Origin of the sequence: Carnobacterium mobile DSM 4848 (assembly GCF_000744825.1) — a bacterium.
Taxonomy (GTDB): Bacteria; Bacillota; Bacilli; order Lactobacillales; family Carnobacteriaceae; genus Carnobacterium_A; species Carnobacterium_A mobile.
The window spans coordinates 1,107,371-1,131,317 of sequence record NZ_JQMR01000001.1 but is presented as its reverse complement, the minus strand read 5'-3'; the positions used below and the strand labels follow the sequence as shown (position 1 = coordinate 1,131,317).

Below are 23,947 nucleotides of genomic sequence, written 5' to 3'. Positions count from 1 at the left end.
AAACAACTTAGTTTGTGAGGAGTGGATAGAATGAGTTATGAAAAATGGACAGAAGAATTAAAAGCAAATTTTGATGAAACGGTCGCATGGAGACGACACTTGCATGAGTACCCAGAGCCTTCCTTTGAAGAAGAGCAAACAGCAGCATTTATCGTGACCCAATTGCAGCAAATGGGAATTGAAGATATCCAAACGAATGTAGGCAATGGATATGGAATCGTTGCTAAAATTTATGGGGATCATTCTGGTCCCACGATTGCTTTTCGAGCAGACTTTGATGCTTTACGAATCCATGAAGAAACGGATGTCCCTTTCCAATCGAAAAATCCCGGTATTATGCATGCTTGCGGACATGATGGTCATACCGCTTCACTCTTAAGTGTTGCGAAAGTTTTAAGCAAACACAAAGCAGATTTACATGGAAATGTGGTTTTGCTGCATCAGAATGCGGAAGAAGTTGTCCCAGGCGGAGCGAAAAGTATGATTGAAGCAGGTTGCTTGATGGGCGTCGATTATGTTTTTGGTATCCATATCATGTCTGTTTTAGAAGCAGGAAAAATTGCTTATAGTTCATCTTATGGTTCAGCCGGATCTGACTCTTTTCAAATGCAGATTCAAGGAAAAGGCGGACATGGAGCTGCTCCTCATACGACAGTTGATTCCGTTATGATCGGTACGCAAATCGTGACCACTTTGCAAACACTGGTCAGTCGTCAAGTCGACCCAGTACAACCAGCAGTAGTCACTTTTTCTGGTTTTCAAGCAGGTGGCGAAGCCAATAATATTATTGCGGATAAAGCTGTATTGCGAGGTACTATTCGGACACTAAGTCCAGAGGTTCGTGATTTAATGGAAGTACAGGTCAATCAAATGAGCCAGAGCATTGCCGCAGCTAACCAAGGGACTGTCAAAATCCATTATACGAGAGGGTACCCGTCTATTATGAATACACCGCTTGAAACTGAGCGATTAACCAAAGTGATGCAAGAGAAATTTGGAGATACGGAGGTTTTAGAAGTTGAAGCTGGAATGGGCGGCGAAGATTTTGCTTATTACTTACAAGAAAAACCGGGAACCTTCTTTTATGTAGGAGCTAAAAATGCAGCAATTGAGGCGAACTACCCTCACCATCATCCGAAATTTAAAATTGATGAAACAGCACTATTGCGTTCTGGAGAAGCTTTCTTAGCGATTGCAGAAGATTATTTAGTAAATAAAGCTGATTAAGCAAATAGGAGCAAAAGGAGGTCCTTCGATGAAAAAATATATAGTAAAAAGACTCGTGATTGCTGTGCCGGTATTGTTTATGGTCTCCATTTTTTCTTTTCTTATTATTAATCTGGCGCCTGGAAACCCGGTTGATTTATATGTTGCGCCAGATGCAACGTCAGAACAAATCGAAGCGACTAAAACAGCTTTAGGATTAAATCAGCCGTTGCCCGTTCAATACATTAAATGGATCACTAATTTGATCCAAGGAAATTTAGGCTTTTCTTATTCAACTAGACAGCCGGTAACGGCTATCCTTTTCAGTCGTGTGTCGCCGACGCTGCAACTAATGGGCATCAGCTTGATAGTCGGTTACTTGGTAGCTATTCCACTTGGAATCTATAGTGCTGTCAAAAAAAATACATGGGTGGATTATTTTATCACAAGCAGTTCTTTCTTAGGGGTTTCTGTTCCAAACTTTTTCTTAGGGTTGGGTCTGATTTATATTTTTGCTTTGCAATTAGCATGGTTGCCGACTGGCGGTATGCAAATTTTAGGCGGTAACGGAGGAGTGTTGGAAAGGATCCAGCATTTGATTTTACCAGTGATTGTTTTAGCAACAAGCATTTCAGGAAATATGATCCGCTATGTCCGTTCGAGTATGATTGATGTTTTGGGCGAAAATTATTTACGAACAGCCACCGCTAAAGGATTAAAAACAAGAGACATTTTAACGAAACACGGATTTCGCAATGCTTTGATTCCGATCATTACCGTTATTGGGATGGATATACCGAAGTTGATCGGAGGAGCTGTTGTTACTGAACAAATTTTTCAATGGCCAGGTTTGGGCCAGTTGATGATCACTTCGATCAATTCTAGAGATTATCCAGTATTGATGGCCATCAATTTGCTGTCGGCTATTGCGGTTTTAGTTGCTAATATCTCAACGGATATTCTCTATGCTGTAGTGGATCCAAGAATAAAATACGATTGAAGGGAGAGGAGTAAATGGCAGCTAATTTTAATTTAGTATCGACAAAGAGAATGGAGCAACTAGAACAAGAAGCAGAAGAACGGATGCTGGTATCGCAAGATGAAGGCTATCTCAAAACCATCGCCAAGCGATTTATGCGAAATAAAGTAGCGATGGGCGGTTTGATCGTTTTTGGGCTTGTGATTTTAATGGCCGTTTTTGCGCCTTTGATCGTGAATTACTCTCCTTACGAAACGACCGGTTTTTTTGAAATGGCTCCGAACAGTGATTTTTTATTAGGAACAGATGAAGTAGGAAGAGACGTTTTTAGCCGCTTGGTCTATGGAGCTCGCGTGTCTTTGATTGTAGGTTTAGGATCAGTGGCGATTTACATCGTCATCGGAGCAACTTTAGGTCTGATTTCTGGTTACTTCGGCGGTCTAACAGATGCATTTATTATGCGGCTCACAGAAGTTTTTATGTCTTTTCCTTACTTTATGGTTATTTTAGTTTTGGTCAGTTTGGTCGGACCAAGTATTTGGACAGTGACGATTGTATTGGGACTGCTTGGCTGGCCGACAGTGTGCCGCTTAGTTCGTGGAAGTGTGCTGACGATCAAAGACACCGATTTTATTCAAGCAGCTGTTTCAGTAGGGCACTCAACTCCGCATATTCTATTTAAACAAATATTGCCGAATGTGCTTTCACCCATCTTGGTCAACGCAACTTTTGGGATTGCCAACTCGATTTTAACGGAAGCTTCACTTAGTTTCTTAGGAATGGGAGTTCGCCCGCCAACCTCAAGTTGGGGAAACATGCTGTCAAATGCTCAATCATTGACTGTTTTGGCTGACCAGCCGTGGCGCTGGGTTCCGCCAGGTATCATGATTTTGCTCGCTGTTCTAGCCATTAACTTTATTGGAGATGGTCTTCGCGACGCTGTTGAAGGTGAAACAAAATAAAAACAGCTATTTAGATGCAATCAAAAGAAATGGGGATGGGAAATGAAAGAAGGTAGATTAGTAAATAAGTGGAAATTAGTGGTAGGGTATTTAATGGTTTTGTCGGTATTGGCAGCATGCGGTACAAATGCGGACTCTGAAAAAAAAGCTGACGCAGCTAAGAAAGTACCTTCAGATATTCTTTATATGGGGCTGACCAATGCTCCCGATAGTTTTAATCCTTTAAACACTCCCGGCGTTTCTGGCCGTTGGACACAACGTTTTTTCTATGATGGTTTATTAGAAATGCCTGAACCTCTTACTTTTGAACCTGCACTGGCTGACAGTTTCGAAACAGAAGACAATCAACATTATAAGATCAAATTAAACCAAAAAGCTGCTTGGACTGATGGAACGCCAATTACGGCGGATGATGTAGTTTTTACGTATAATCTGATCGCTGATCCAGAAGTGGAATCGGTTCGCGGAATGGCAGTTTCTTCATTAGAAGGAACAAATGACGTTGGGAAGCGGGAAGCTGGGCTAACGGAACTGCCGAATTTGGTAGCTGTTGACGACAAAACCGTTACATTAAAAACAAAAACTCCAGTGGATCCTAACTATTTAAAAGAAATCTTAGGTTTTGAAATTTTTATTGTACCAAAGCATATTTTAAAAGACATTCCGAAAAAAGAGTTGGCAAATGCTGACTTTGTAACACATCCAACAGTTACAAGCGGAAGTTATAAATTTGTAGAATATGCAAAAGACGATCACTTGGAATTGGCAGCTAATGAAGAGTATTACAAAGGTGCTCCAGAAATCAAACAGCTGTTTATTCGAATTATGAATGGAACGAATCTGGTGACTGAATTTCAATCAGGCGGCATCCAGGCTAATGCCGGTGGCGGCATTGGTGTTGTACCGATTCAAGATATAGCTACTTTGAAAGAACGTAATGAATTAACTGTCGATACGAATCCAAGTTATTCCGAACAATTTGCGTTGCTCAACAATGGAATTTTTAAGGATACTTCCATTCGGCAAGCGATCGCTCACGCTATCAACCGCCAGCAAATCGTAGATAATTTGTTGAAAGGCGAAGGAGAAGTATTAGAGAGTGCCTATACATCAGCTAGTCCATATAAAAACGAGGATTTAAAACCGACTCCGTATGATCCGAAAAAAGCTAAAGCACTCATTGCTGAATCTGATTTCGATATGAGCCAAGAAATCCGCTTAGTTGTTCCAATCGGCAATAAAGTTCGAGAACAATACGCGAATTTGATTGAACAAGATCTAAAAGCAGTTGGGTTTAACGTGGTCCAAACAACCTATGATTTTCCAACAACTTTGGAATTGGCGCAAAAAGGCGAATACGAAATCATGTTGATGGGGTATGCTTTTACAGTTGATCCAGATGTTTCAACGTATTTTGCCTCTAATGGAGCTTCTAATTATTCAAGCTATAACGATCCTGAAAGTGATGCTTTATTGGAAGCCGGCAAAAAAGCTACAACATTTGAAGAACGGCAAAAGATTTATAATGAATTCCAAGCATTATGGCAAGAACAGATGTATGTTCTGCCGTTGTATTCCGATAGTCAATTCGCTGTGAAACGGAATGAATTAACAGGCGGAGTAAAAGAATTCTGGGCAGGTTCTTTGTCTGATTTGTCTGAATGGACCTTATCAGGCGCTCAATAACAACAGGAGTTAATGTTAAAAGCTCTTTAAAACTAATGAGAAGAGGTGGAGAGATGGAGAAAGAAGAGGTACTGGAAGTCAAAGACTTAGCTATTTCTTTTAAAACATTTGAAGGGGAAGTAAGCGCTGTTCGCGGTGTGAATTTTGATTTATATAAAGGAGAAACACTTGCGATCGTAGGAGAATCCGGATCTGGGAAATCTGTCTCTACAAAAGCAATCATGCGGTTGTTGCCGCCGAAAAACACGCTGCTCAAAAGTGGATCGATTCAATTCGGGGAGAAAGATTTGTTGTCTCTTTCTGATAAAGAAATGCAAAAAGTCAGAGGGAAAGAAATTGCAATGATTTTCCAAGATCCGATGACCTCGCTCAATCCAACCATGACAATTGGCAAGCAAATTGCTGAACCGCTGATTGAACACCAAGATATGGACGCAGCAGCAGCTTTTGACCGTGTGAAGGAATTGCTGCATTTAGTCGGGATCAAAGAGGTGGAGAATCGGATGCATCACTATCCGCATCAATTTTCAGGTGGAATGCGCCAGCGAGTGATGATTGCCATGGCATTGGCTTGTAATCCGCAAGTTTTGATTGCGGATGAGCCGACTACTGCATTGGATGTCACCATTCAATCACAAATTCTCGACTTAATGAATGAATTAAAAGCGAAAATCAATACATCGATTATTTTTATCACCCATGATTTAGGTGTGGTTGCCAATATGGCCGATCGGGTAGCTGTTATGTATGCAGGGAAAATCGTAGAAACCGGAACAGTGGATGAAATTTTTTATAATCCGCAACATCCATATACTTGGGGGCTGCTGGCTTCGATGCCAACATTGGATACTGAAGAAACAGATCTGTATGCTATTCCGGGCAATCCGCCAAATTTATTATATCCGACTATCGGTGATGCTTTTGCTCCTCGAAATGAATATGCATTAGAAATTGACTTTGAAGAAGAACCAGAAGTTTTCCAAGTTTCGCCAACTCATTTCGCCGCTACTTGGCTATTGCATCCAGATGCGCCAGCTGTGACGCCACCTAATGAGATTGTGAGACGTAAAGAGGTATACGCTAAGTTGAAAAAACAGGAGGTGGGGTAAATGGCGGCAATACCTGAACGAAATAAAATTCTTGAGATCAAAAATTTGCAGCAGTACTTTAATGCCAATAAAAAGAATGAAGTTCGTGCAGTAAACAATCTTTCTTTTCATTTGTACGAAGGCGAGACCTTTGGGTTAGTCGGAGAATCGGGTTCAGGAAAATCGACTACCGGGAAAATGTTGTCTAAATTACTCGAGGCTACTGGAGGGGAAGTTCTGTTTGAAGGGAAAGAAATCAATAACATTAAAAACCGGAAACAACTGTTGGCATTTCGTAAATCTGTTCAAATGGTTTTTCAAGATCCGTACGCTTCTTTAAATCCTCGAATGACAGTAATGGACACAATTGCTGGCGGGATCGATGTCTACGGCTTGGCTAAAAATAAAAAAGAACGCGCAGAGATGGTTTACGAGTTATTGGATTTGGTGGGTTTGAGCCGAGAGTATGCCACCCGCTATCCACGAGAATTTTCAGGCGGACAATGCCAACGTGTCGGAATCGCGCGGGCATTAGCTGTCAGTCCTAAATTTATTATTGCTGATGAAGCTATATCTGCGTTAGACGTTTCGATTCAAGCACAAGTCGTTAATTTGTTAAAGGAATTAAAACGTGAAAAAAATCTGACCTACTTGTTTATTGCTCATGATTTGTCGATGGTAAAATACATCAGCGATCGCATTGGAGTGATGAATAATGGTCGGATTTTAGAATTAGGACCGGCAGATGACTTATACAATGCGCCGCTGCACCCGTATACAGAATCCTTGCTGTCGGCTATTCCTGCTCCCGATCCGATTGAAGAACGAAAACGTTCGAGAATGGCTTATGATCCGGCTTACCATGAATATGAGGATGAAACAAATGTCGGGCTGCATGAAATTTCTCCTGAACACTATGTCTATTGCCATATCGATGAAATTCCGTTTTTGAAAAAGAAACAGCAAAAAATGCAGCAGGCCTGATCTGATTGAATGAAAATAAAGTTAGGGGAAAACGAGAAAAGACAGCTTTAAAGTTTGTCGTTGACCGGCTTTCCCTAAAATTCAGTTGATCTAGTTCGGTAAACCTGCTAGGAAGGAGAGAAGATAATGACAACTAAAGAAATTTTTCGGAAAATAGCTGATGAACGAATGGAAGAGTTTTACGATTATTTGCGTTTGCAATCTGTTTCAACCCAGCACCGTCAAATTCCAAAAACCGTCGCATACGTGAAAAAAATGATTGAAAAAACAGGAGGAACAGTACAAGTACTTGATGACTTGGGGGGACATCCGGTTGTCTATGGTTCCTTTGAAGCTGGCCCAAATGGCAACTCTGCTAAAACACTTCTGTTCTATAATCACTATGATGTGCAACCGGAAGACCCGATTGGTGAATGGGATACTGAACCTTTTGAACCGACTGTTCGCGATGGTATTTTGTACGCTCGCGGTGTAGCCGACAATAAGGCGAATTTTATGGTACGTTTGAATGCCCTTTCGGCTTTACTGGAAACAGAAGGTGGTTTGCCTTGTAACGTCAAGTTTTTAGTTGAAGGTGAAGAAGAAAACGGCAGCCCAAACTTAAAAAAATACTTAGAAAAATACGCTGACTTATTTGCTGCTGATGCTTGTATCTGGGAGTTTGGCGGTAAAGACAAAGACGAGCGTTTTGTAATTGAAGCTGGAGTTAAAGGCATTGCTTACTTTGATGTAACTGTTGAAAGTGCTAAAGTTGATATTCATTCTTCAATGGCAGCCGTGGTAGACAATGCGGCTTGGCGATTGGTACAAGCTCTAGCAACGATGCGCACGGTTGATAATGAAATTGTGGTCGAAGGTTTTTATGATAATATCACGCCTCCTACTTCGTTGGAAAAGGAAATCGTCAGTCAATTGCCTTTTAATGAAGCAGCGACTAAAGATATTTATGGTTTGACAGGCAAATTGATTACAAAAGACAAAAAAGTGACGCCTAATGAAGCTCTGGTCTTTGAACCAACACTGACTATTAGCGGGTTATTGAGCGGCTATACAGATCCGGGTATCAAAACGGTTTTGCCCAAGGCTGCTGCTGCTAAAATTGATTGCCGACTGGTGCCTGGTCAAGAACCAGAACACATTTATGAAGTTTTGCGTAAACATCTGGATGATCATGGTTTCCAAGATGTAAAACTAGAATTAATCAAAGGCATGCATGCTTTTCGTTCAGATATGACCGATTCATTTGTTGCGACTGTTACTGAGTCAGCTCAAAAAGCTTATGGATCAGATACAGAAATCGTTCTTTCGCCGAATAGTGCTGGTTCAGGTCCGATGTACCACTTTTACCACTATTTAAAACTGCCGATATTAAGCAGCGGAGTCGGTTGGGGAAATTCTAGAGCACATGCACCGAATGAGTCCGTCCGATTAGCAGATTATTATCAAGGGACAGAGCATATCGCTATCTTACTGAACGATTTTGCTAAATAGAAAGCTTTATAAAAGGAAAAAGGGTATAACCAAAGTTAGTTGTAGATAGCTTTGGTCATACCCTATTCTTTTTTAATAAATGTAAGGCAAGTAAAGGGATGAATAGTTTTCTAAAAGATACTGGTTTTTAAAAATTATTTATAGAAAAGGGACGTTAGAAAAAAATAAACAGAAAGAGTTAAATAGTTTTAGGTTTCTTTCTTAATCCTTTTTTCTTAATATAGAAGACTTAAAGAAAAGAGGTAGAAAAATATTGGTATAATTATACTTAAAATTCAAATTTTTATACATTAAAAATAAGGCGTTTAGTAGATGAAAATGCACCTGAAATGAAGAGCGAAATGATGGTTAATAAGGGATTCCATTTTTTATTTATTGGATGAAAAATAAAATGAATTTATCTATATATGGTAGTCAGCTGTTTTATACGCTGAAAACTTTTTCTAATAAACAGTTGACGAAAGTTTAACAACCTGTTATATTAGTAGACGTCGCAGCGATACATCGCAGCAACGAAAAATAAAAGTTTCAAAAAAGTTGTTGACAAGCAGTACAGCTTCTGGTAATGTTTAGAAGTTGTCAAAACGACAACACAAACACATTAGACCTTTGAAAACTGAACAAAGCAAGAACGAAATAACTGTGTAAGGTGGTTTAACAACGGTTAAACCAAAAGTAACAAAGTGAATAATTATTCGCTAGCAAGTCAAAAGAGCTTCAAACAGCATAATCAGTTGGAACCTTTCGAGGCAACAACTACTTTTATGAGAGTTTGATCCTGGCTCAGGACGAACGCTGGCGGCATGCCTAATACATGCAAGTCGAACGCTTTGATTCTACCGGGTGCTTGCACCCACCAGAATCAAAGAGTGGCGGACGGGTGAGTAACACGTGGGTAACCTGCCTATAAGTGGGGGATAACATTCGGAAACGGATGCTAATACCGCATAACTCCAACCACCTCCTGGTGGATGGATAAAAGACGGTTTCGGCTGTCACTTATGGATGGACCCGCGGCGTATTAGCTAGTTGGTGAGGTAATGGCTCACCAAGGCAATGATACGTAGCCGACCTGAGAGGGTGATCGGCCACACTGGGACTGAGACACGGCCCAGACTCCTACGGGAGGCAGCAGTAGGGAATCTTCCGCAATGGACGAAAGTCTGACGGAGCAATGCCGCGTGAGTGAAGAAGGTTTTCGGATCGTAAAACTCTGTTGTTAGAGAAGAACAAGGATGAGCGTAACTACTCATCCCCTGACGGTATCTAACCAGAAAGCCATGGCTAACTACGTGCCAGCAGCCGCGGTAATACGTAGATGGCAAGCGTTGTCCGGATTTATTGGGCGTAAAGCGAGCGCAGGCGGTTCTTTAAGTCTGATGTGAAAGCCCCCAGCTCAACTGGGGAAGGTCATTGGAAACTGGGGAACTTGAGTGCAGAAGAGGAGAGTGGAATTCCACGTGTAGCGGTGAAATGCGTAGATATGTGGAGGAACACCAGTGGCGAAGGCGACTCTCTGGTCTGTAACTGACGCTGAGGCTCGAAAGCGTGGGGAGCAAACAGGATTAGATACCCTGGTAGTCCACGCCGTAAACGATGAGTGCTAAGTGTTGGAGGGTTTCCGCCCTTCAGTGCTGCAGTTAACGCATTAAGCACTCCGCCTGGGGAGTACGGCCGCAAGGCTGAAACTCAAAGGAATTGACGGGGACCCGCACAAGCGGTGGAGCATGTGGTTTAATTCGAAGCAACGCGAAGAACCTTACCAGGTCTTGACATCCTTTGACCACTCTAGAGATAGAGCTTTCCCTTCGGGGACAAAGTGACAGGTGGTGCATGGTTGTCGTCAGCTCGTGTCGTGAGATGTTGGGTTAAGTCCCGCAACGAGCGCAACCCTTATTACTAGTTGCCAGCATTCAGTTGGGCACTCTAGTGAGACTGCCGGTGATAAACCGGAGGAAGGTGGGGATGACGTCAAATCATCATGCCCCTTATGACCTGGGCTACACACGTGCTACAATGGATGGTACAACGAGTCGCAAGACCGCGAGGTCAAGCTAATCTCTTAAAGCCATTCTCAGTTCGGATTGCAGGCTGCAACTCGCCTGCATGAAGCCGGAATCGCTAGTAATCGCGGATCAGAACGCCGCGGTGAATACGTTCCCGGGTCTTGTACACACCGCCCGTCACACCACGAGAGTTTGTAACACCCGAAGTCGGTGAGGTAACCCTTTTGGGAGCCAGCCGCCTAAGGTGGGATAGATAATTGGGGTGAAGTCGTAACAAGGTAGCCGTATCGGAAGGTGCGGCTGGATCACCTCCTTTCTAAGGATTTTAACGGAACCTACACAGTCGTTCTTCTTTTGTTCAGTTTTGAGAGGTCTAATCTTCTCAAAATCGTTGTTCTTTGAAAACTGGATATTGTTTAATTGTAAAAATTGTAAGAAACCGAGAAACACACCGCGTTTGTAAGAGTTTGAAACGAATCCTTATCTTTTATAAGATGAGAAGATTCCTATTAACAACAACCATAGGTTAAGTTAATAAGGGCGCACGGTGGATGCCTTGGCACTAGGAGCCGAAGAAGGACGGGACTAACGCCGATATGCTTTGGGGAGCTGTAAGTAAGCTGTGATCCAGAGATTTCCGAATGGGGAAACCCAACACCCTTTATCGGGTGTTACTGTTGACTGAATACATAGGTCAACAGAGGTAGACGCAGAGAACTGAAACATCTAAGTACCTGCAGGAAGAGAAAGAAAATTCGATTCCCTGAGTAGCGGCGAGCGAAACGGGAAAAGCCCAAACCAGAAAGCTTGCTTTCTGGGGTTGTAGGACTGAACACATAGAGTCATAAATGAATGAAGTAAGAGAAGCGACCTGGAAAGGTCTGCCAAAGAGGGTAAAAGCCCCGTATCTGAAACTTCGTTCACTCTGATCAGTATCCTGAGTACGGCGGAACACGAGAAATTCCGTCGGAATCCGGGAGGACCATCTCCCAAGGCTAAATACTCCCTAGTGACCGATAGTGAACCAGTACCGTGAGGGAAAGGTGAAAAGAACCCCGGAAGGGGAGTGAAACAGCACCTGAAACCGTGTGCTTACAAGTAGTTAGAGCCCGTTAATGGGTGATAGCGTGCCTTTTGTAGAATGAACCGGCGAGTTACGATCCCATGCGAGGTTAAGTTGATGAGACGGAGCCGCAGCGAAAGCGAGTCTGAATAGGGCGAATGAGTATGTGGTCGTAGACCCGAAACCAAGTGATCTACCCATGTCCAGGTTGAAGGTGCGGTAATACGCACTGGAGGACCGAACCCACGTATGTTGAAAAATGCGGGGATGAGGTGTGGGTAGCGGAGAAATTCCAATCGAACTTGGAGATAGCTGGTTCTCTCCGAAATAGCTTTAGGGCTAGCCTCGGAATTAGAATCATGGAGGTAGAGCAACTGTTTGGACTAGGGGCCCTTCTCGGGTTACCGAATTCAGATAAACTCCGAATGCCATTGATTTATATCCGGGAGTCAGACTACGAGTGATAAGATCCGTAGTCGAGAGGGAAACAGCCCAGACCACCAGCTAAGGTCCCAAAGTTTCTGTTAAGTGGAAAAGGATGTGGGGTTGCTTAGACAACTAGGATGTTGGCTCAGAAGCAGCCATCATTTAAAGAGTGCGTAATAGCTCACTAGTCGAGTGACCCTGCGCCGAAAATTTACCGGGGCTAAACAGAACACCGAAGCTGTGGATAGAACCTTTTGGTTCTATGGTAGGAGAGCGTTCTAAGGGCGTCGAAGCTGGACCGTGAGGACTGGTGGAGCGCTTAGAAGTGAGAATGCCGGTATGAGTAGCGAAAGACGGGTGAGAATCCCGTCCACCGAATGACTAAGGTTTCCTGGGGAAGGCTCGTCCTCCCAGGGTTAGTCGGGACCTAAGTCGAGGCCGATAGGCGTAGACGATGGACAACAGGTTGAGATTCCTGTACCAGTTCGTTTTGTTTGAACGATGGAGGGACACAGTAGGCTAAGGAATACGTGCTGTTGGATATGCACGTCCAAGCAATAAGTCTGGGAATGAGTCAAATGCTTATTCCCTTAAGGACAAGTTGTGATGGGGAGGGAAATCAAGTACCGAAGTTCCTGATGTCACACTGTCAAGAAAAGCTTCTAGTGAGAAACGATCTGCCCGTACCGCAAACCGACACAGGTAGTCGAGGAGAGAATCCTAAGGTGTGCGAGAGAACTCTCGTTAAGGAACTCGGCAAAATGACCCCGTAACTTCGGGAGAAGGGGTGCTGACCATTTGGTCAGCCGCAGTGAATAGGCCCAAGCAACTGTTTATCAAAAACACAGGTCTCTGCTAAATCGAAAGATGACGTATAGGGGCTGACGCCTGCCCGGTGCTGGAAGGTTAAGAGGATGGGTTAGCCGTAAGGCGAAGCTCAGAATTGAAGCCCCAGTAAACGGCGGCCGTAACTATAACGGTCCTAAGGTAGCGAAATTCCTTGTCGGGTAAGTTCCGACCCGCACGAAAGGCGTAATGATTTGGGCACTGTCTCAACGAGAGACTCGGTGAAATTATAGTACCTGTGAAGATGCAGGTTACCCGCGACAGGACGGAAAGACCCCATGGAGCTTTACTGCAGTTTGATATTGAGTGTTTGTACAGCTTGTACAGGATAGGTAGGAGCCAATGAAGCCAGGACGCTAGTCTTGGTGGAGGCAATGGTGGGATACTACCCTTGCTGTATGACCACTCTAACCCTCAGCCATGATCTGGCTGGGAGACAGTGTCTGACGGGCAGTTTGACTGGGGCGGTCGCCTCCTAAAGTGTAACGGAGGCGCCCAAAGGTTCCCTCAGAATGGTTGGAAATCATTCGTAGAGTGTAAAGGCAGAAGGGAGCTTGACTGCGAGACCTACAAGTCGAGCAGGGACGAAAGTCGGGCTTAGTGATCCGGTGGTTCCGCATGGAAGGGCCATCGCTCAACGGATAAAAGCTACCCTGGGGATAACAGGCTTATCTCCCCCAAGAGTCCACATCGACGGGGAGGTTTGGCACCTCGATGTCGGCTCATCGCATCCTGGGGCTGTAGTCGGTCCCAAGGGTTGGGCTGTTCGCCCATTAAAGCGGTACGCGAGCTGGGTTCAGAACGTCGTGAGACAGTTCGGTCCCTATCCGTCGCGGGCGCAGGAAATTTGAGAGGAGCTGTCCTTAGTACGAGAGGACCGGGATGGACACACCGCTGGTGTACCAGTTGTTCTGCCAAGGGCATTGCTGGGTAGCTATGTGTGGACGGGATAAACGCTGAAAGCATCTAAGCGTGAAGCCCCCCTCAAGATGAGATTTCCCATCACGTAAGTGAGTAAGACCCCTGAGAGATGATCAGGTAGATAGGTTGGAAGTGGAAGTACAGCGATGTATGGAGCGGACCAATACTAATCGGTCGAGGACTTAACCAATTTTTTAAACGGTGAACGAACGGTTTTAAACCAACTTTACAGTAAACAATACCCAGTTTTGAGAGAACAACGTTCTCTTATATGTAAGATGTGCGGTGGCAACGGCAAGATGGTCACACCTGTTCCCATGCCGAACACAGCAGTTAAGCTTCTTAGCGCCGATGGTAGTGAAGGGTTTCCCTTTGTGAGAGTAGGACGCTGCCGCGCAAATCAAAAAAGGTATCATCTGCGGATGGTATCTTTTTTTGTCGTTCAAAAAGTTAATTGTTGCTCAGCTTGATTTAAAAAATGATAATGAAATTATCATGGAGTGCATCACTGTCTCAATTGTTTTGCCTACCTTAAGAAGCTGCATTTCTAGTCCTTAGGGCACGCAAATTACTTTTGCCTACCTTAAGTATAAAAAAAATAGCTTTTAAGTCACGTAAACCTTTTTTGCGTGTCTTAAGTGATTGAAATCTCTATACTTAGGGCACGCAAACTAATTTTTTGAAAGATTTTTTATAATGATTTTTTTCGGCTGCGGCCGAAAAGATCTAACTTGATGAAATAAAGTGTATAAGTGCAGTATAAAAAAGGAAATGATAACTGGTTCGTTATAGATTCTGAAAAAACAATCTATTATACAATTGCAGATGGGTAGCTTATAATCTAGTTAAAGAAAAATAAAAGAAGAGAAGGTGAATAAAATGAAACTGATGAAAAATTTACAAAATACATTTCAAGGACTCATCCATGCTAGTAATCGTTATCCGTTAACTGTCTTATTTCTTTTAGCCATTGCGGGAATAAATGCAATGGCAATTCATCAAGAACAAGAAAATTATACAAGATACTTATTTACTTTTTTTGTTGGTACAGTGCTTAGCGGAGTGGCTCAACAAGTTTATGAACGGTTTTTTAGCAAAAAAAGAGAACGTTTTTTATTAATGGGCGGAGCAGTTTTATTGTCAATCGGCTATTATTTTATTATTCGAACAACAGAGGTATATAGTTTGGAAATAAGCATAAAAACGAGTGTTGCGGTTTTTGCATTATTTTTAGGCTATGTTTGGATTCCAACGATCAGAAAAAAATTGACCTTTAATGAAAGTTTTATGTCTGCTTTTAAAGCTTTTTTCACAACAGTACTGTTTACATTAATTATTGCAGCTGGTGTCAGTTCGATTCTTTTTGCAATCGATCGGCTACTTTTTTCGGTCGATTATAAAGTTACCTTGTATATACTAAATGTCGTATTTTCTTTATTTGCTCCTTTGTATTTCTTATCTTTTACACCCATTTATATGAGTCAAAACATGAGGCAAAGTTCTGAAGAAGAACGTCTGCTGAAGCAAGAACAGTTGCGACAAGCGGTAAGTTGTCCGAAAACATTAGCAGCTTTAATTTCATATGTGATTATCCCGTTAACAGTGATTTATACAGCTATTCTGTTGACTTATATCGTTCTAAACATTCGCGGCAGTTTTTGGACCAACAATTTACTAGAGCCGATGCTAGTCTCTTATGCGGTGTCTGTCATTCTTGTTTATATCTTAGCGAGCAACATTGAAAATAAAGTTGCGGCAGTATTTAGAAAAATCTTTCCGAAAGTATTGATTCCAATCGTTTTATTTCAAACAATTGCTTCTATTTTGAAAATAGGGGAGATGGGCATTACACAAGGCCGTTATTATGTGATTCTTTTTGGCGTATTTGCTACGATTGCAGGCCTAGTCTTTAGTTTCTTGCCTGTTAGAAAAAATGGCATAGTAGCGGCTGTATTGATCACTTTTTGTCTTCTTTCAATTGTTCCGCCAATCGATGCTTTTACAGTGAGCCGCGTAAATCAAACACATTTATTAGAAGAAGTGCTGGTAAAAAATAATATGCTTGAAAATAATGAGATCGTTCCTAATGCTTCTATTTCTGAAGAAGATAAAGTACGGATTACAGAAACGTTCGATTATTTGGAAAGGATGGACTATGTGAAAGATGTTGAGTGGCTGCCAAGTAACGTTGCAACGTATCAGCAGTTTGAAACAACTTTCGGTTTTGCAAAAGAGTATGAAAATCAGAATACTAATCAGAATGGACAATATGTTAATTTAGATTGGAATGGTGAGCTAAGCTTACCTGTCAAAGGCTATGACCAACTGATTCGTTTGGATTTATATGGTTCTCAAACTGAAACATCTGAGAAAAAAACTCTTACATTTGAAAAAGACAGCTCAGTCTATACACTGGTAAAACAGCTTAAAGACGATGGTTACTACAGTCTTAACTTAACGGACGAGAAGAATAATGAACTCATCAAAATCGATATGAAAGATATATTTGATAAAATCTTAACAGATAAAAATGTTCAAAAAGGAACTTTGACGGTGGAGGAAGCAACCGTTATGAAGGAAAATAAGCAAGCCCGAGTAAAGATATTAGTTGAATCTATGGATGCTTATGAAAACCAATATAATGGAAGCTTTTATCTTTTTATTGAAATCAAATAAAAGCTATCTTTTTAAAAAAGGAAGTTCACTTGAATTAAATTTCAAGTGAACTTTTATTTTTGGTAAAAACCAAATTGAAGTATTTATACTATATGGGTTTAACGAATACTTCTTTAATAACGGATAATAAAATATAGAAGGAAATACTATTAGTTTAGATCAGCAAAACGAAACTTTTGTATTTAATTCAAGCGTGGTAAACTAGAAAGACCGAAACAATAGTTCGATTAAATACGTTTGAAATTAAAACAAACTAACAGAAATGAAACAAAGGAGCCGATTATTTTGCGTATATTACATACAGCTGACTGGCATATTGGAAAAATCGTCAATGAAGTGTCGATGCTGGAAGACCAGGAATTTTTTCTAAACCAGTTAATTGAAGAATTGAAAAGCTTAAAAGTTGATGCACTGATTATGGCGGGAGATTTATATGATCGTGCTTTTCCACCAAAAGAGGCAGTTGCTTTGGTGAATTCGGTACTGACGAGATTGATTTATGAGGTGAAAATTCCCGTGTTCGTAATTGCCGGCAATCATGACAGCAATGAGCGAGTTGAATATGGAGCTGCTTTGTTGGAGTCCAGTCAGCTTTATATAGAAGGAACAGTCAAAGAAACGACTCGAAAAGTTACGATTCAAGGTACAAATTTCTATTTATTGCCATTTGCAGACCATGTTTATATTCGTGAACTGTTAAAGGACGATTCAATCAAAAACTTGGAAGATGCCACTCGGATTCAAATCGAAAAAATCAAAGAAACGATGAATCCTAATGAAACCAATGTATTGATCGCACATGGATATGTGATCAATCTTAGTAATGATACTTCTGAAACGACCGATTCAGAGCGGCCATTGAGCATCGGAACGGCCGAATACGTCAATGTCGAATTATTCGAAGACTTTGATTATGTGGCTTTAGGGCATTTACATAAACCACAAAAAGTAAAACATGAAAGAATCCGCTATAGCGGTTCAATTTTAAAATATTCTAAATCAGAAGCCATTCAGAAGAAACAGGTCTCTTTGGTGACGCTTGAAAAAGGTCAAGTAGAAGTTGAACCGATTTATTTGGAAACCAGACGCGATATGCGGATCGTTAAAGGAATATTTCAAGACTTGATGACACAAAAGTCTGATGATTACGTTTTTTTTGAATTGGAAGATGAGCATTTTGTGATGGATGCAATGAACCAATTGCGCAGGCGATTCCCAAATGCGATGGGATTGGAATATGCAGCTAGAAAAGAACAAACCAGCACGCACTTGACCCATGATCAAGCGCGTTTGAAAGAAATTCCTTTGCAGGATCTGTTTAGTGATTTCTATCAGCAGTATAAACAAAAAGAATTAGAACCTGACCGAAAAGAAATAGTTGAAAAAATGCTTCATGAAATTGGAAGGGAAGAATAAGATGAGACCGTTAAAGTTAGTCATGAATGCCTTTGGTCCTTATAAGGATAAAGTAGCAATTGATTTTACTCAATTTAATCAAAAAACACTTTTTTTGGTGAGCGGACCAACCGGTGCTGGTAAAACAACCATTTTTGATGCCATTGCTTATGCTTTATATGACGATGCCAGTGGGACAAGTCGAGGCAAAGACTCGTTTAAATCACAATTTGCTTCAGATGAGGTTCTTTGCTTCGTTGAGTTGGAATTTGAATTGGCTGGGAAAAAATATTATATTAAACGTACGCCCGCTCAAATGGGACCAGGAAAACACAGAATAAAAAAATACAGTCCGGAAGTTGAATTTATACACGGTACGAATGTAACGACTAAAATAAATGAAGCAAATAAAGAAATACAAGATTTGCTGTCGCTTTCTTATGAACAGTTTAAACAAATCGTGATGCTGCCTCAAGGTGAATTCAAAAAAATGCTGGAATCTAATAGTGCAGATAAAGAAAAAATATTTCGGAATATTTTTCAAACGGATACGATCAAGGCTTTCCAATCCAATTTGAAAGAAGAAGCGCGTCGCTTGAAAGCAGAAGTTGAACAAAGCAATAAAATGATGGAACAATTTGTGGGCATGATTCAACCACAGGAAAATGAAGCGTTAGCTGAAGCCATTCAGTTATTGGATATCACACGTTTAGTAGAGGAATTAGAAAAATCCTTGAGCGATTACCAGGATAAAACTCAAGGTTATACAATTGAAATGGAGCGCTCACGAAAAACAATACAGCAAAATCAAGAACAAATAGACAGATTGACGGAACTGGCTCAATTAAAAAAAGTAAAAAAACAATTAACTGATTTAGAAGCAGAGATAAATCAAAAACGGTTAAGCATCGAACTGCATGAAAAAGCGCAAAAATTAAAAGGGTATAAAGCAGAACAGGAAAAAGCCTTAAAAGACAAAGAAACTGTTCAGCAGCAATTAGAATTAGACAGACAAGCTTTGGCAGAAACATTAAGTGCACTTGAAGAAAATAAAAAGGAACGTGCAGCAGCTGAAAAAGATTACTTGCATTTACCGGAAAAAAGAGAAGCTATCAATGAATTAAAACAAGAAGAGCTGACGATAAAAGCAATCGAAGCAAAAAAAAGCCAAGTAACAGCTTTTGAAGAAGAAAATCAATGCCATCAACTAAAGATAGAAAAACAAACAGCACAATTGAGGGAGTACAAAAATCAATTAGAAGAAAATAAACGGCAATTAATGGAAATTCATCAAGCAAGAATCCAAATTTTGGAAAAACAAAAACATGCAAATGAATTACAAGAGGAAAATGCTGTTTTAACTATTAAGCAAAAATCGGTTAAAGAAGTAGTTCGAACTTTAGAACAAAAAGAAACGAAATTAACTTTATTTAAAGAAACAGAGTCAGCTTACCAAGCTATTGAAGAAAAATACAAACAACAACGCTTGGCTTATAACCGAAATATTGCAGGCATATTGGCTCATGATTTGGAAAAAGATTCGGCTTGTCCGGTTTGTGGTTCTGTCCATCACCCTGACCCGGCAATTTTAACGGAAGATACGGGATCACAAGAACAATTAGAGGCGCTAGAAGAAGCGAAAAACCAAAAGTACCAAGAATATAATGCAGTTTCTAATGAAGTGCGTCACTTAAATGAACAAATCCAAGAATACGAACAAGTGCTAGAATTACACCACAGCGAAGCAGGTGAAACGTTAAAACAGCTGCAGGCTGAACTGACAGCATTAAATACAGAAAAAAACAAGCTGACTGCTGAAATTGATCAGCTGGAGCAGCTGATTGAACAAGAAGACGATCTCCAACAACAAGAGGAAAGCCATCAACAGGCAGAGCGTCAGTTGGAGATAGCTATCCAAGACTTAAGTTCTACTCGTCAAAATAACGATAAGAGAATCCAAGAAATAACTGAGGAAGTACAAAACATGAAGAATCAGTTAACTTATAAAGAACTTAAACAAGTCCAAGAAAATCTTTTGCAGCTGACAAAGGAAATCCAGCAGATCGAAATGGAACACAAAACTCAGCAAGATGAAACGGCTGCACTGGAAAAACTAGAAACACACTACCGAACGAGCCTACATTCTTTTGAAACTCAACTCAAAAACATTTCGGGCCGGTATACAGAAGCGACTGTTGAATTTGAAAAACAATTAGAAGCAGCTCAGTTGAATGAGGCATTTGAGGAACATTTATTAGAGACTGGACAAGTACAGGCACTAACAGAAGAAGTCAGTAACTATGACCAAAAAGTTTGGGTCAATCAGGAAAACTATCAAAAACAAAAAGAGAAAATAGCTGCAAGAAAAGACAGCCGTTCAATTGAAGAGTACCAATTAGAAAATCAGGAAAAAGAAAAAGAAGTGACGGAACTAACAGAAAAATACCAAGAGTTAGTTGGAATCGTAAAAAATTATGAAATGGCAAAAACAGAAATTAGTAAACATTATGCTGCTAAAAAAACTCAATTGGAAAATTATCGTTTGTATAGTGAGTTATCTGAATTAGCTAATGGTTCCAAAGAAACAGATTATGTATCATTTGAACGATATGTGTTAGCTATCTATTTTGAAGAAATCATTCTTGCAGCAAATTTACGTTTCACACAAATGACCAATAATCGGTACTCTTTATTGCGACGTGAAGAAAAAGTTAAAGGAACAGGCGCAAAAGGGCTTGATTTGGACGTATTTGATAATTATACGGGCAAAACAAGGAGTGTTCGGACGCTTTCAGGTGGTGAGAGTTTTAAAGCCTCATTAGCCTTGGCTTTGGGCTTAAGTGATGTCATTCAAAACCATAGCGGCGGAGTCAGTGTGGATACGTTATTTATTGATGAAGGTTTTGGAACGTTAGATTCGGATTCTTTAGATACTGCCATTGAAACATTGTTTGAGTTAAACCAAAGAGGACGGTTAGTCGGCATTATTTCCCATGTTGAAGAATTGAAAATGCGTATACCTGTTCATATCGAGGTAACGAAATCTTCACAAGGAAGTCATGTAAATATAAAAATTTAGGTGGCTCCAAGAAAAAATTAAAAGAGCCATCTGTTATGTAATCTGATTGTAACAGTAACGGGTATTTGTTACCGGAATAGCATCGTCAGTTCAGTCTTTCCATGCTATACTTTTTAAGTTGAGAAAAAGTACAACATCGATTTATTTTTATATTTACAGGAGGTTCGCTTTGAAAAAGAAATTAACTACAGGATTGATTGCAACAGTGATATTTGCGAGTCCATTCGCGATGCCGACACTTGTTAAAGCAGAAAGTGTTCAAGAATTAGAAAAGCAAAAACAAGAGCTGGAATCAAAATCAAATGATTTAAACAGTAAAATAAAAAAACAAGAAGATACATTAAATAACTTAGAGTCCCAAAAAGCTGATCTTGAGGGCGACGTCAAGCAACTGCAAACAAAGATCGACGAAGTGGTTCTTAAATTACATGAGCAGGAAAAGAAGTTAGCTGATTCAAAAGTAAAAATTGAAAAATTACAAAAAGAAATTGAAGCTTTAAAAGAATTGATTGCGCAACGTGAAGAAAAGCTGGAAAATCAAGCACGGGTAGTTCAAACAGATGCAAGATCTTCTAATATGGTAGAAATGATTATTTCATCAGAAAGTCTTTCTGATTTGATCGGCCGTGTCGGCATAATCAGTCAATTGGTCACCGCCAATAAAGATATTGTAATGGAACAACAAAATGATCAAAAAAAATTAGAAGCGAATGAAAAAAAGGCTGAGGAAGAAAAAGTAGCCATTGAAAGCTTAAAGAGTGAAATTGAAGTGGCTAAAAATAATCTGGTCACTCAAAAGGCTGAAATGGACGATAAAATTATCCAATTAGCTGCTCAGTACGATATGACAGAATCTGAAAAAAATTCTTTTGTGAACGAACAGCAAGTGATTGCCACTCAAACAAGTGTGTTATCTAAAGAGCTTCAACAAGAACGTCAACGTATTGTTGAAGAAGAACAGGCGCGACAAGCGGCTGCTAAAGAAGCTTCAGAAAAGGCTGCGCAGCAAGCCGCAAAAGAAGCAGAACAAGCAGAACAAGCAGAACAAGCAGAACAGAGTCAAGTTGCTTCAAATGAAACAAAAACTGCAAATAAAGCAGCAGATGTTTCACCAACGACGTCCAATAGTTCTGGATTTATTCGTCCAAGTAATGGTGTAACCACTTCACCTTTTGGTTACCGAATCCATCCGATTACAGGAGAACATAAATTGCATGGCGGGATAGATTTTGGTGGAAGCGGGCCAATCGTAGCAGCTCAAAGCGGTACGGTTGAAATAGCTGGTTATGACTCTGGCTGGGGAAATTATGTTAAAATCAACCATGGTAATGGAGTAGAAACCCTATATGCGCATATGGTTTCAGGTAGTTTAGCTGTTGCTCCTGGGCAAAAAGTTTCTCAAGGACAACATCTTGGGACTATGGGAATGACAGGTTCGGCAACAGGCATTCATTTGCACTTTGAAGTATATGTAAATGGCACTCGCGTTGATCCAGCATCTTATTTAGGAATGTAACTAAAACGAGAAACCTCTCTATAAAAAGAGAGGTTTTTTTAGTACAATGAAAGAGCAAACAGATAGGGGCAATTGGAGGATAATAAAATAATGGAAAAAATTGTATCAGCTAAAAATGAACGTGTGAAGCAATGGAAAAAATTACAAACAAAAAAAGGTCGTGAAAAAGCGGCTGCTTACTTAATTGAAGGGTTTCATTTAATCGATGAGGCAAGCAAAAATAATGCAGTTATTCTAGAATTGATCATTAGTGAAGACAATGGAGATTCTGAAAAAATTCCTGATTTGGACGAAAAAACAGTTCTTGTATCGCGCGATATCTCTAAACAATTGAGTGAAACAGAAACACCACAAGGGATTTTTGCAGTGATAGAAAAAGAAAGCACGCCTGAAACACCTATTTTAGACAAGCCCTACTTATTCTTAGATAACGTTCAAGATCCGGGCAACTTGGGAACGATGATCCGTACAGCTGATGCAGCTGGTTTCGGCGGGGTAGTATTAGGTAAAGGAACAGTTGATTTATATAACAGTAAAGTAATTCGTTCTATGCAAGGCAGTCATTTTCATTTACCGATTTTTCAAGGTGATTTAATGGAGTGGTTTGATTTATTTCAAAAAGAAAATATTCCAGTATATGGAACAGAATTAAATGAAGCAGCAGTTGTTTACCGGGAGATCCAACCTCAACCTGTGTTTGCTGTAGTGATGGGAAATGAAGGAAATGGAATGCGCAAAGAATTATTAGAGAAAACTACAAAAAATCTCTATATCCCTATAAAAGGACAAGCTGAATCATTAAATGTAGCAGTGGCAGCTGGGATTTTGATGTTTGCTTTAATAAAATAAATAGCAAAGTTGCTTAAAGAGAAAAAAATGACTTAATTATGTCTAAATTATTAAATTTCTTTCTTTTAGTGTAAAACGCAAACGTTCTACTTTTAATACGGTAAGAAAAAGTGTATGCTAGTTGCAAGTCGCGTAAACGACCTAAACTCATAGAAAAGGAAGTCTTTGAATGATCGAACCAAAATGGAAACAAGACTTAGAATACGTTGCTTTAATTGAAGACTTGCTTAATTGCGAAGAAGTTCAAAAGCTGAATGACTACACACAACATCATTTCACGACGCGTCTAGAACACTCAATTAGCGTATCTTATCTTAGTTATCGTATTGCCAAACGATATGGCTGGGATGCAAAAGCAACTGCACGTGCTGGCTTACTTCATGACTTGTTCTACTATGATTGGAGAACCACAAAATTTGATGAAGGAACTCATGCTTATGTTCATCCGCGGATGGCTTGTGAAAATGCCAAAAAGATAACTGAGCTGAGCGAGTTGGAATGTGACATTATCATTAAACACATGTGGTTAGCAACTGTAGCTTTACCTAAGTATAAAGAAAGCTATGTGGTTACTTTTGTTGATAAGTATTGTGCAGTAAAAGAAGTTGCTGTGCCGTTATCAAATAAAGTCCATCATCGAATGAAAAATATCTTAGCACGATTTAAACCAGCAGAAGCTTAAATTAAACCAGTAAATATAAAACTAGGACCACTGCAAAGTCTAAAACTTTGAAGTGGCCTTTTATTAAGTCTTATTTTAGATAAAAGAAGTAT

13 protein-coding genes and 3 rRNA genes are annotated in these 23,947 nt (G+C 40.3%); all 16 read left to right on the top strand.

What is annotated here, in order from left to right:
• Positions 1–30: 30 nt before the first annotated feature.
• The 16 genes from BR87_RS05200 to BR87_RS05125 all read left to right on the top strand — a co-directional run bounded on the left by BR87_RS05200 (position 31) and on the right by BR87_RS05125 (position 23,855).
• On the top strand, positions 31–1,227 hold the full coding sequence (locus BR87_RS05200; protein WP_035029549.1) for an amidohydrolase: 1,197 nt from the start codon (positions 31–33) through the stop codon (positions 1,225–1,227).
• A gap of 28 nt (positions 1,228–1,255) precedes the next feature.
• Positions 1,256–2,206, top strand: a complete 951-nt coding sequence (locus BR87_RS05195; RefSeq protein WP_035029546.1) for an ABC transporter permease — start codon at positions 1,256–1,258, stop codon at positions 2,204–2,206.
• 14 nt (positions 2,207–2,220) lie between these two features.
• Entirely contained in the window at positions 2,221–3,147 is a 927-nt protein-coding gene (opp4C, locus tag BR87_RS05190; protein ID WP_035029543.1) for an oligopeptide ABC transporter permease, read from the top strand.
• A 42-nt stretch (positions 3,148–3,189) separates the two neighbouring features.
• On the top strand, positions 3,190–4,833 hold the full coding sequence (locus BR87_RS05185; protein WP_035029540.1) for an ABC transporter substrate-binding protein: 1,644 nt from the start codon (positions 3,190–3,192) through the stop codon (positions 4,831–4,833).
• A 53-nt stretch (positions 4,834–4,886) separates the two neighbouring features.
• The gene (locus BR87_RS05180; RefSeq protein ID WP_035029538.1) at positions 4,887–5,942 is read left to right on the top strand and encodes an ABC transporter ATP-binding protein; all 1,056 of its coding nucleotides are present in this window, start codon (positions 4,887–4,889) and stop codon (positions 5,940–5,942) included.
• Positions 5,943–6,905 (top strand): ABC transporter ATP-binding protein, encoded by a 963-nt coding sequence (locus tag BR87_RS05175; protein WP_035029535.1) that lies wholly within the window; start codon positions 5,943–5,945, stop codon positions 6,903–6,905.
• A 126-nt stretch (positions 6,906–7,031) separates the two neighbouring features.
• Complete coding sequence (locus BR87_RS05170; protein WP_035029532.1) at positions 7,032–8,396, top strand: M20/M25/M40 family metallo-hydrolase; 1,365 nt, start codon at positions 7,032–7,034, stop codon at positions 8,394–8,396.
• A gap of 760 nt (positions 8,397–9,156) precedes the next feature.
• Positions 9,157–10,718, top strand: a 16S ribosomal RNA gene (locus tag BR87_RS05165).
• Positions 10,719–10,926: 208 nt separating this feature from the next.
• Positions 10,927–13,848, top strand: a 23S ribosomal RNA gene (locus tag BR87_RS05160).
• Positions 13,849–13,939: 91 nt separating this feature from the next.
• Positions 13,940–14,055, top strand: a 5S ribosomal RNA gene (gene rrf, locus BR87_RS05155).
• Together the 16S, 23S and 5S rRNA genes form the textbook arrangement of a ribosomal RNA operon.
• Positions 14,056–14,537: 482 nt before the next feature.
• Entirely contained in the window at positions 14,538–16,334 is a 1,797-nt protein-coding gene (locus tag BR87_RS05150; RefSeq protein WP_035029529.1) for a DUF4153 domain-containing protein, read from the top strand.
• A 285-nt stretch (positions 16,335–16,619) separates the two neighbouring features.
• Positions 16,620–17,750, top strand: a complete 1,131-nt coding sequence (locus tag BR87_RS05145; protein WP_035029528.1) for an exonuclease SbcCD subunit D — start codon at positions 16,620–16,622, stop codon at positions 17,748–17,750.
• A 1-nt stretch (position 17,751) separates the two neighbouring features.
• A complete protein-coding gene (locus BR87_RS05140; protein WP_035029525.1) occupies positions 17,752–20,808 on the top strand; it encodes an AAA family ATPase in 3,057 nt (1,018 codons plus the stop codon).
• A gap of 169 nt (positions 20,809–20,977) precedes the next feature.
• Positions 20,978–22,324, top strand: a complete 1,347-nt coding sequence (locus BR87_RS05135) for a M23 family metallopeptidase (protein ID WP_035029522.1) — start codon at positions 20,978–20,980, stop codon at positions 22,322–22,324.
• A gap of 90 nt (positions 22,325–22,414) precedes the next feature.
• Positions 22,415–23,173, top strand: a complete 759-nt coding sequence (locus BR87_RS05130) for a TrmH family RNA methyltransferase (RefSeq protein ID WP_035029519.1) — start codon at positions 22,415–22,417, stop codon at positions 23,171–23,173.
• A 172-nt stretch (positions 23,174–23,345) separates the two neighbouring features.
• Complete coding sequence (locus tag BR87_RS05125; protein ID WP_169741146.1) at positions 23,346–23,855, top strand: HD domain-containing protein; 510 nt, start codon at positions 23,346–23,348, stop codon at positions 23,853–23,855.
• The last annotated feature ends 92 nt before the right edge of the window (positions 23,856–23,947 follow it).